At 34.2% G+C, this 9,887-nt stretch carries 7 protein-coding genes; 4 read left to right on the top strand and 3 right to left on the bottom strand.

What is annotated here, in order from left to right; translation table 11 throughout:
- Positions 1–189 precede the first annotated feature (189 nt).
- Together NK213_RS07920 and NK213_RS07915 are read right to left on the bottom strand one after the other, a co-directional pair.
- Positions 190–1,254 (bottom strand): FAD-binding protein, encoded by a 1,065-nt coding sequence (locus NK213_RS07920; protein WP_253348372.1) that lies wholly within the window; start codon positions 1,252–1,254, stop codon positions 190–192.
- Positions 1,255–1,378: 124 nt separating this feature from the next.
- Positions 1,379–2,779, bottom strand: a complete 1,401-nt coding sequence (locus NK213_RS07915) for a Do family serine endopeptidase (protein WP_253348371.1) — start codon at positions 2,777–2,779, stop codon at positions 1,379–1,381.
- Between the two features lie 740 nt (positions 2,780–3,519).
- Here NK213_RS07915 and nifJ point away from each other — a divergent pair.
- The 4 genes from nifJ to NK213_RS07895 all read left to right on the top strand — a co-directional run bounded on the left by nifJ (position 3,520) and on the right by NK213_RS07895 (position 8,997).
- A complete protein-coding gene (nifJ, locus tag NK213_RS07910) occupies positions 3,520–7,056 on the top strand; it encodes a pyruvate:ferredoxin (flavodoxin) oxidoreductase (protein WP_253348370.1) in 3,537 nt (1,178 codons plus the stop codon).
- 243 nt (positions 7,057–7,299) lie between these two features.
- Complete coding sequence (locus NK213_RS07905; RefSeq protein WP_253348369.1) at positions 7,300–7,713, top strand: Rrf2 family transcriptional regulator; 414 nt, start codon at positions 7,300–7,302, stop codon at positions 7,711–7,713.
- Between the two features lie 48 nt (positions 7,714–7,761).
- A complete protein-coding gene (locus tag NK213_RS07900) occupies positions 7,762–8,367 on the top strand; it encodes a nitroreductase family protein (protein WP_253348368.1) in 606 nt (201 codons plus the stop codon).
- Positions 8,368–8,472: 105 nt separating this feature from the next.
- Positions 8,473–8,997 (top strand): DJ-1/PfpI family protein, encoded by a 525-nt coding sequence (locus NK213_RS07895; protein ID WP_253348367.1) that lies wholly within the window; start codon positions 8,473–8,475, stop codon positions 8,995–8,997.
- Between the two features lie 63 nt (positions 8,998–9,060).
- Here the strand turns inward: NK213_RS07895 and NK213_RS07890 are convergent, their stop codons facing one another.
- The gene (locus NK213_RS07890) at positions 9,061–9,867 is read right to left on the bottom strand and encodes a MerR family transcriptional regulator (RefSeq protein WP_253348366.1); all 807 of its coding nucleotides are present in this window, start codon (positions 9,865–9,867) and stop codon (positions 9,061–9,063) included.
- Between the last annotated feature and the right edge of the window lie 20 nt (positions 9,868–9,887).

Raw genomic sequence — 9,887 nt, 5'->3', positions numbered from 1 at the left:
CTGTCTATTTTGTGATACTCATTTTTTTATTTAAAAATTCTTCTTTTTTTCCTTGACATTTTATAACTGGTCTAAATATAGTGTATTTTCTGGTTATATTTATTATATACAATGAATATGTCAGTTGTGTGTCCGGTTCCTTAGAATTTCCAGATAAAAAAACTACCCTTAAAAGGGCAGTCTGAAATTTTATTTATTTTCATCAATTACTGAAATGTTGCTGATTCCGCTTTTCATAATCATTTTTCTAAGAAAAGGGTTATATAAAATTTTGGCTTTTATAATTTTGCTGAAAACTTTCAAACGTATTTTCAATGTTTTCGATTTATATTTTTGATTTGGATTACTAATTTTTGAATTAAAAATTCTGCTCAATATGTATGCACTGTCAAAGGCATAACTTATCCCTTCGTATGAGCTGGGACTGATAAACCCCGCAGCTTCACCTATAAGAAAAGAACCGTTTTTTCCACAGCAGAAATTTGAAAATTTATTAGGTGCTAAAACAAGACACGCCTCGGTTTTCAACACATCACCAAAATTGAAACCAAACTTTTTTAGTTTCTCCTTTAATTTTTCAAAATTTTCTCTTGATTTTTCCATGGTAAATGCACCGCCGAATATAAAATAACCATCTTTAGATATACTCCATGCACATGTTTTCAGTGTGTCTTCATCAAATATACATGAGTAAAAAGGATTAGGATTTATATCCTTAAACCATTGCTGAATAGATGTATACTGCGGTATTTTATTTTTCCCGTAAACAGTATTTCTTACAATGGAATTAGCTCCGTCAGCACCTACAATATACTTTGCAGATATGGTATTTTCCTTTTCATTTTCTACAAAAGTGACAAGATAACCATTTTCAGTTTTCTTTATACTTTTACAGAAAGAATGATTTTTTACTTCTATATTATCCGGGATCAGTGACTGCAGCCACAGATCAAATTTATGACGGTCTACGTTAACATATGTTCTCTGGTAATTACGCAGCAGGTTTGAACCAGCATCTATAGTTTTTACTCCGAAAATCTGAGGGTTTGACAGAATATTTACAGGGAGGGTAAGGTTAAACTGTATAAGCATTTTTTGTGCATCAGGGGAAAGAAGTCCGCCGCACGGTTTTTGAAACCCTTTATTTTCTTCTTCTGTTTTTTTGTCTATGGCAATTACTTTGAGATTCTTATCAAGCATCCTTGCCAGTGTGGAACCGGCAGGTCCCAGACCTATTATTGCTATATCGTACATCATAACTCCTTAATTATAATAATATCTTTTAAAATTATACCATAAATACGGTGAATTTTCACGGAAAATACACTTGAAAATAAGGAAATAAAAAAGCGGGTAAAAAAAACCCGCTGTATATGATTTACTTACTTAATGTAATGTATTGCGAACCGTTAGGAGTGGCTATTAAAATCAGCATACTTGCTCCTTTTTGGACACTGTCATACACTTTTTTGAACTCTTCCACTGTATTAACAGGGACTCTGTTTATGCTTCTTACTATCATTCCCGGCTGTATGCCTATCTGTGCAGCTTCTGTATTACCAACAACACCTGAAACAAGAAGTCCTGTCATATTAGCAGGATATCCGTATTTTTGAATATCTTGTTTAGTAAGTGTTTTTAATGATAAACCTGAAAATGATGCCTGAGAAACCGGTGTATCAGCTCTTTTTGTCAATACTGTATTTGCTTTGTAAGTTTTTCCGTCTCTTATATAAGTGATGGAAATATTACTCCCGATTCTCAAAGAGGCTATTTGTGCTACAAGCTGGCTTGCACTGTTAACTTTTGAATTATCTATCTGTGTAATAACATCTCCTGATTTCAAACCAGCTTTTTCTGCTGGCGAACCTTCAGATACATTTGTTACAAGAATTCCGTTTGAAGTGCTGAGGTTAAACTGTTTAACCAGCTGCGGAGTGAGATCCTGCAGTTCTGTACCTAAGAATGCACGTTCCACTTTACCTGTTCTGATAATAGAATCTTTGATGTTTACAGCAAGATTTGCCGGAATTGCGAATCCTATTCCTATACTTCCTCCTGACGGAGAATAAATTGCAGTGTTAATACCTATTACTTTTCCGCTTATATCAACAAGCGGACCGCCGCTGTTTCCCTGATTTATCGCAGCATCTGTCTGTATAAAGTTCTCTATTTTCTCAATTCCTAATGAGCTTCTTCCTTTTGCACTTACTATACCAACAGTCATTGTATCATTTAAGCCAAGAGGATTTCCAAAAGCAATAGCCCATTGACCAACGTTTATACCATCTGAATTACCGAATTCCACAGGCTTAAATGTCTCTTTAGACTGTATTTTCAGTATTGCTATATCAACTTCAGGATCATTGCCTACAAGCTTCGCCTCTAGTTCTCTTCCATCAGAAAATTTTACAAAAATTTCATCGGCTCCGTTAACAACATGGTTATTTGTCATAACATAACCGTCATTAGTAATTATAAATCCTGAACCAAGCGAGCCAGATTCCTTCTTTTCAGTTCTGGGTTCCGATCTTCCGTATAAAAACTGTTCAATAGGATTGTAATAATTCACGTAAACAGTTTTTTTAGTTCTTATGTTTACTACAGAATCCTTAAGCTTATTAGAAACATTCACAAATTCATTCTGTGTCTCAATAGCATTTTTAGATGCTGCAGGACTGGAAGAAGTCATTGTGGTCTGGCTGTCTGCTTTCGAATTAGAGCAGCTGAATAAGAATAAAGCACATACCACTGCTAAAAGTGACTTTTTAAAATACATATAAAATACCTCCGTTATATTACCTGTATACTTTTTGGAGCAGAACTCCATTATGCATATTGTACAATAAGTTTAAATTATAAGTGCCTAAATGTCAATATTATCTAAGGTAAATATAAGTTTAAAATAAGAATACAATAATTTGTGAAATCAGAAAAATGCGTGCAAGATAAATTCCTTATTGTGAATTTCATTAAAAAATATTTTTAAAAAATGAAAGTAAAAATGAAAACACTTTCACATACAAATTTAAGTTGAAATTTCTTGCGAAATATTATACAATTAATTAATTGATGTGAAAAATATTATATCGATTGTTCTTTGTGAATTTAGTATTTTAGGTCTGATAAAACAGATGAAAATATAAATCCCCTGACATAGAGAATTTTAGGTAAGAATTCTGATGTTTCGGATTTTAAATATCATTAATTATATACAGGACTTATGCTAAATTTTGAAACATAAATCAAATAAATACATTTGGGTTTATTTATAAAAAAAAAGTATAATTATGAAAGTCAGAAATAAAGTTAAGAAATTAACAAGGTCGATTTTACAGGCGGCTCTAAATATCTAGCTTTTAGAAAAATAATACTTTGAAGTTCAAAATATATACGGTTCAAAGTATTCAAAACAGGGGCTTTGAACAAAAAATCTGCTTGACTAAACAGCAAAATTAGTAGTATGATTTTTATGAACGTAATAATAATTTTTATATATAAATCTAGGGAGGAAAAGAAATGGCTAAAGTAATGAAAACTATGGATGGAAACCAAGCAGCAGCATATGCAAGTTATGCATTTACAGAAGTTGCCGGAATTTATCCAATAACACCATCTTCACCAATGGCTGAATACACAGATGAATGGGCAGCATACGGTAAAAAAAATCTGTTCGGTGTACCGGTTAAAATGGCGGAAATGCAATCAGAGGGAGGGGCAGCAGGAACTGTACATGGATCACTGCAATCAGGAGCTTTAACGACTACTTATACAGCATCACAGGGTTTATTATTAAAAATACCTAATATGTATAAAATAGCCGGGGAATTACTACCTGGAGTAATGCATGTAAGTGCTAGAGCACTATCAGCTCAGGCTTTGTCAATCTTTGGAGATCATTCTGATATTTACTCTGCAAGACAAGCCGGATGGACTATGCTGGCAACTGGTTCAGTTCAGCAAGTAATGGATTTAGCTGGTGTTGCACACTTAGCAGCAATAAAATCAAGAGTTCCAGTTTTACACTTCTTCGACGGATTCAGAACTTCACACGAAATACAAAAAGTAGAAGTAATGGATTATAAAGTATATGAAGACTTAATTGACATGGAAGCAGTAACAAGATTCAGAGAAAATGCATTAAATCCTGAGCATCCGGTAACAAGAGGAACTGCTGAAAATGATGATATATATTTCCAGACAAGAGAAGTACAAAATAAATTCTATGATGCAGTACCTGACATTATGAATCACTATTTAAAGGAAATCTCAAAAGTAACTGGAAGAGAATATGCACCATTTGTTTATTACGGAGACCCAAATGCGGAATATGTAATAATAGCAATGGGATCAGTAACAGAAGCTATAAAAGAAACAGTTGATCTTTTAGTATCAAAAGGTGAAAAAGTAGGATTACTAAGTGTTCACTTATACAGACCATTCTCTGAAAAATACTTCTTTGAAGCAATGCCTAAAAGTGTAAAAAGAGTGGGAATATTAGATAGAACTAAAGAACCTGGAGCTACAGGAGAACCTTTATATCTTGATGTAAAATCTATCTACTACGGAAAAGAAAATGCTCCGATCATAGTAGGAGGAAGATATGGATTATCTTCAAAAGATACTACACCTGAACAGATAGTATCAGTTTACAATAACTTAAAGCAGCCTGAACCAAAAGATCAGTTTACTATAGGAATAATAGATGATGTTACATTCACATCATTACCGCTTGCTGAACCTGTTTTCACAGGAAATGCAGATGTAACAGAGTGTTTATTCTTCGGACTGGGATCAGATGGTACAGTAGGAGCTAACAAAAACTCAATCAAAATCATCGGGGATAAAACACCATTATACTCACAAGGGTACTTTGCATATGACTCTAAGAAATCAGGAGGAGTAACAAGATCTCACCTTAGATTCAGTAAAGATCCTATTAGATCTACATACTTAGTTACAAAAGCAAACTTCGTAGCATGTTCGGTTCCTGCATACTTAGGAAAATATGACATGTTAACAGGTCTTAAAGAAGGAGGAGCTTTCTTACTAAACAGTATCTGGGAAGCAGATAAAGTAGTAGAGCACCTGCCAAATGAAACTAAAAAATTACTTGCTGACAGAAAAGCAAAATTTTATATCATAAATGCAACAGCTTTAGCTGAAGAAGTAGGATTGGGAACAAGAACAAATACAATTATGCAGTCTGCATTCTTCAAACTGACTAATGTAATACCTTATGACGAAGCTAAAACATACATGAAGGAATACATCGAAAAAACATATGGTGCAAAAGGACAGGATATAGTAAAAATGAACTGGGCAGCTGTAGACAAAGGAACAGACGGACTTGTAGAAGTAACAGTAGATCCTGCATGGTCAAATCTTCCTGTTGATAAAGAAATAGTAGACAGCGGAAAACCAGAATTCGTAAAAAGAATAGCAGAACCTATCAATGCAGTAAAAGGTGATGACTTACCAGTATCAGCATTCTTAGGATATGAAGACGGAACATTTGAAAACGGAACTACTGCATATGAAAAAAGAGGAATAGCAGTAAATGTTCCTGAATGGGTACCTGAAAATTGTATACAGTGTAACCAGTGTGCTTTTGTTTGTCCTCACGCAGTAATAAGACCTTTCTTAATTAATGAAGAGGAGCTTGCAGCTGCACCAGAAGGATTAACTACTATAAAAGCTATGGGTAAAGGTCTTGAAGGACTACAGTACAAAATACAGGTTTCACCGCTAGACTGTACAGGATGCGGATCATGCGTAAACGTATGTCCTGCACCAAAAGGAAAAGCTATAAAAATGGAGCCTATCGAATCACAAATAGATAAAGGCGAAAAAGAAAATGCAGAATACTTATTTGATAAAGTAAGCTACAAAGACCACATTATGGGGAAAGACAATGTAAAATCTTCTCAGTTTGCACAGCCGTTATTTGAATTCTCAGGAGCATGTGCAGGATGTGGGGAAACTCCATATGTAAAATTAGTTACACAGTTATTTGGTGACAGAATGATGGTAGCCAATGCTACAGGATGTTCTTCTATTTACGGAGGATCTGCACCAGCAACACCTTATACTACAAATGCTGACGGAGAAGGACCAGCTTGGGCATCTTCATTATTTGAAGACAATGCTGAGTACGGATTCGGTATGTTCTTAGGAGTAGAAACTCTTAGAAACAGAATTGAAGTAATAATGAATAATACTATGAACGAAGTATCTCCTGAATTACAAGGATTATACAAAGAATGGATCGAGAATAAGCAAGACGGAGATAAAACAAAAGAATTAAGAAATAAAATAGTTTCTTTATTAGAAAAAGAAAGCGGACAGGGAGCAAAAGAAATCCTTTCTCTAAAACAATATCTTGTTAAGAAATCACAATGGATATTCGGAGGAGACGGATGGGCATATGATATAGGTTATGGAGGTCTTGACCACGTACTTGCATCTGGAGAAAACGTAAATGTTCTTGTATTAGATACAGAGCTTTACTCAAACACTGGAGGACAGGCATCTAAATCATCACCGGCAGCATCTGTGGAGAAATTCGCAGCTTCTGGAAAACCAACTAAGAAAAAAGACCTGGCAGCTATTTCTATGACTTACGGAAATATCTACGTAGCTCAGATATCTATGGGTGCAAACCAGAACCAGACACTAAAAGCATTCAAAGAAGCTGAAGCTTATCCAGGACCATCAATTGTAATAGCATACTCACCATGTATAGCACACGGAATCAAAGAAGGTATGGGAAAATCTCAGACTGAGGAAAAATTAGCTACTGAAGCAGGATACTGGCCAATTTTCAGATTTGATCCAAGATTAACTGAACAAGGTAAGAATCCATTACAAATAGATTGTAAAGATCCTGACTGGGATAAATTCGAGGATTACTTGAAAAGAGAAAGAAGATATACAATTCTTGCAGGAGAATTCCCTGAAAGAGCAAAAGAATTATTTGCACAAAATAAGAGAAATGCTCAAGACAGATGGAATTACTATAAGAGATTGGCATCACTTGATTACTCACAAAATTAATATAGAGAGAGCCGGATTATTTGATCCGGCTTTTCTTTTTGAAACAGAAAAATTTAAATTTTTTAAATATATATAAATATTTTTATTTGAATTTGTAGTTTCAAATAAAGTGTTAAGCAAGTATTTTCTTATGTTTGAATAGAATTTTATAATTGAAATACAGTATAATTTATTTGTATATAAAAAAATAACTTGACTTTTTTATTAGATGTAACTATAATAGTTACATCAGAGGTGGTAAAAATGAAAATAAGCAGTAGATTTAGCGTGGCAATTCACATATTAGTGCTGCTGGAATGCGGAAAAGACAAAATATTTACTTCTGAGTTTATTGCCGGCAGCGTAAATACCAATCCTGTGGTCATAAGAAGAATTATGGGGAAACTAAAAGAAGCGGGATTAATAGACGTGAAAAGCGGTACAGGCGGTGCACATCTTTTGAAAGCACCCAAAGAAATATCTTTATATGATGTATACAAGGCCGGAGATGTAGTTTCTGCTGGTGAACTGTTCAGTATTCATGAGAATGCCAATGCAGAATGCCCTGTAGGTGCAAAAATACAGGGGGTACTGGAAATATTTCTTTCAAAAGCTCAGGAAGCAATGGAACAGGTTCTTAAAGAAGTAACCATAAAAGATATTCTGGACATGTTATAAAATGTTTGTAACTTTTAAAATAAAACTTAATTAAGGGAGTGATTTAGAATGTCAATGAATTCTAAAAGTATTGCAGATGCAATTAAGGAACGTAGATCAATCAGAAATTTGAAAAAACCTGAAAATTTGACAAAGGAAAAAATTGAAGAAATTTTAAAAGTGGCACTTTATACGCCTTCTGCATTTGGTATGCAGAGTGCAAGAATGATCGTAGTAACTGGAGATGAAAATAAAAAACTTTGGGATATAGCTAAAGCAGAAGTAAAGAAAACATTGCCCGAAGGTCAGGATTTTAAGCCGACAGAAGATAAATTAAACGGTTTTGCCTCAGGATTTGGTACAGTAATGTTTTTTGAAGAAGACACTACAACAAAAAATATGCAGGATAACTTCTCGTTATATGCGGATAACTTTCCTGTATGGGCTGAGCAGGCAAACGGAATGTTACAGTATGCAGTATGGATGCTGTTACATACAGAAGGACTTGCAGCATCATTACAGCACTATAACCCGCTGATTGATGCATCTGTAAAGCAGGAATGGAATGTACCTTCTACATGGAGATTAAGAGCACAAATGCCTTTCGGACTTGCTGATGAAACTCCTGGAGACAGAAAATTTCTGGACTTCAGCGAAGTAGTAAAACTTTATTAAAAAATAACAGTGATAAAAAAAGATATAAAGCTGCGGCAGGCAGAATATACTGCTGTAAAAAGAAGCAGATTTATATAGATAAAAATATGGTCAGGAGGTTTTGTAATGGGAAAAAAAGTAGCAGTACTAGTTCCGAATCCCGTAAATGGTTATGGATTATTCGCATATCTGGAAGCATTTTTTGAAAATGGTGTGGAGTATAAGACATTTGCCGTGAACAGTACAAAAAATGTAAAGACTAATTCGGGACTGGCTTTAGAATTAGACGGAGTAATCGGTGATCTGAAAGGACACGAAACAGAGTATGACGGAGTGGTATTCGCATGCGGAGATGCAATCAAGGAATTTGCAAAGCATAAAGAAGAGACTGAATATAAAGATATGTTTGAGATAATAGCAAAATTCAATGAACTGAACAAAAAACTAGCAGGACACTGTGCGGCAGGCTTAATATTTGAAATAGCAGGTGTGATAAAAGATAAGAAAGTCGCATTGCACCCATATGCTAAAGCAGCTGTAAACAGCGGAACTGCCACAGATAACAGTTCTATGATATCTCAGAATGTATTTACTGCAAAGACAGAGGAAAGTGCAATGGAAATGATTCCATACTTTATATGGGCTTTGTAAGTTTTGAAAAATAAGATTTGATAAAAAGGGCAGCTAAAAACTGCCCTTTTGATTTGGTGAAAATTAAGTTATTTTTTCCACAGGACAGTATATTTCTGTCATATAATTTTCCGGTGCTGTGGTTCCGGGATTTGTAAGATATAATTCATAAGGAGCGTTTATAATTTTATATCCTTCATTTTCTATCCATTGATTTAGCTTGGTGTAAACAGAAGTGAGTTCAGAATATGGTCCTTTGAAAAGTGCTGTTGCACATAAACCACCTGAAAGCTCACGGGTTTTTTCTGTTTCTTCTTCTACAGGAACTGCTATTTCTATATCATAATTTTCCGGGTTAAATTCTCTGTCGTGAAATATAGATAAAGGAACACCGGTTATTTTATATTTCTCTGCCATAATTGTTTCATAAAGTTTCCCTAAATATTTCCCGTAATCACTTACATTTATTTTTTCTCTTATAAAAATAATATTTTTAGGCTGGGTTTCGACGAGATTTACCTGAATATCATCTAAATATGCCATAATATTTATTCCCCTTTCCAGATTTTGGATATCCTTGTCCAGACTGGCAAGGATAGCTGTATAATCTTTTAATTTTTTCCTCATTTCCTCCTGTTTTTTTCTCATATATAAAAGGAAAAGAGTATTATCACCAGAATTTATCAATGTTTTGGAAATTTCTTCCAGTGAAAAACCATATAATTTTAATTTTTTGATCAGCAGTACAGTTACGAGCTGCTCAGCCTTATAATACCGATATCCGTTTTCATCGTTGATATATACAGGTTTCAATAAACCGATTTCATCATAATATCTTAATGTTTTAGTAGTTACATTGCTGAATTTTGAAAAAATACCTATAGGCAGCAAATTAGAACCTCCTTAATTTA

Origin of the sequence: Sebaldella sp. S0638, from assembly GCF_024158605.1 — a bacterium.
Classification (GTDB): domain Bacteria; phylum Fusobacteriota; class Fusobacteriia; order Fusobacteriales; family Leptotrichiaceae; genus Sebaldella.
The sequence above is the reverse complement of the archived record's forward strand: the minus strand, read 5'-3'. Positions and strand labels throughout refer to the sequence as shown.

What these genes read in the sequence shown, in the direction of transcription:
- NK213_RS07915 (WP_253348371.1), bottom strand. Translation starts at nt 2,779, where the DNA reads ATGTATTTTAAAAAGTCACTTTTAGCAGTGGTATGTGCTTTATTCTTA.
- NK213_RS07920 (WP_253348372.1), bottom strand. Translation starts at nt 1,254, where the DNA reads ATGTACGATATAGCAATAATAGGTCTGGGACCTGCCGGTTCCACACTG.
- nifJ (WP_253348370.1), top strand. Translation starts at nt 3,520, where the DNA reads ATGGCTAAAGTAATGAAAACTATGGATGGAAACCAAGCAGCAGCATAT.
- NK213_RS07895 (WP_253348367.1), top strand. Translation starts at nt 8,473, where the DNA reads ATGGGAAAAAAAGTAGCAGTACTAGTTCCGAATCCCGTAAATGGTTAT.
- NK213_RS07905 (WP_253348369.1), top strand. Translation starts at nt 7,300, where the DNA reads ATGAAAATAAGCAGTAGATTTAGCGTGGCAATTCACATATTAGTGCTG.
- NK213_RS07900 (WP_253348368.1), top strand. Translation starts at nt 7,762, where the DNA reads ATGTCAATGAATTCTAAAAGTATTGCAGATGCAATTAAGGAACGTAGA.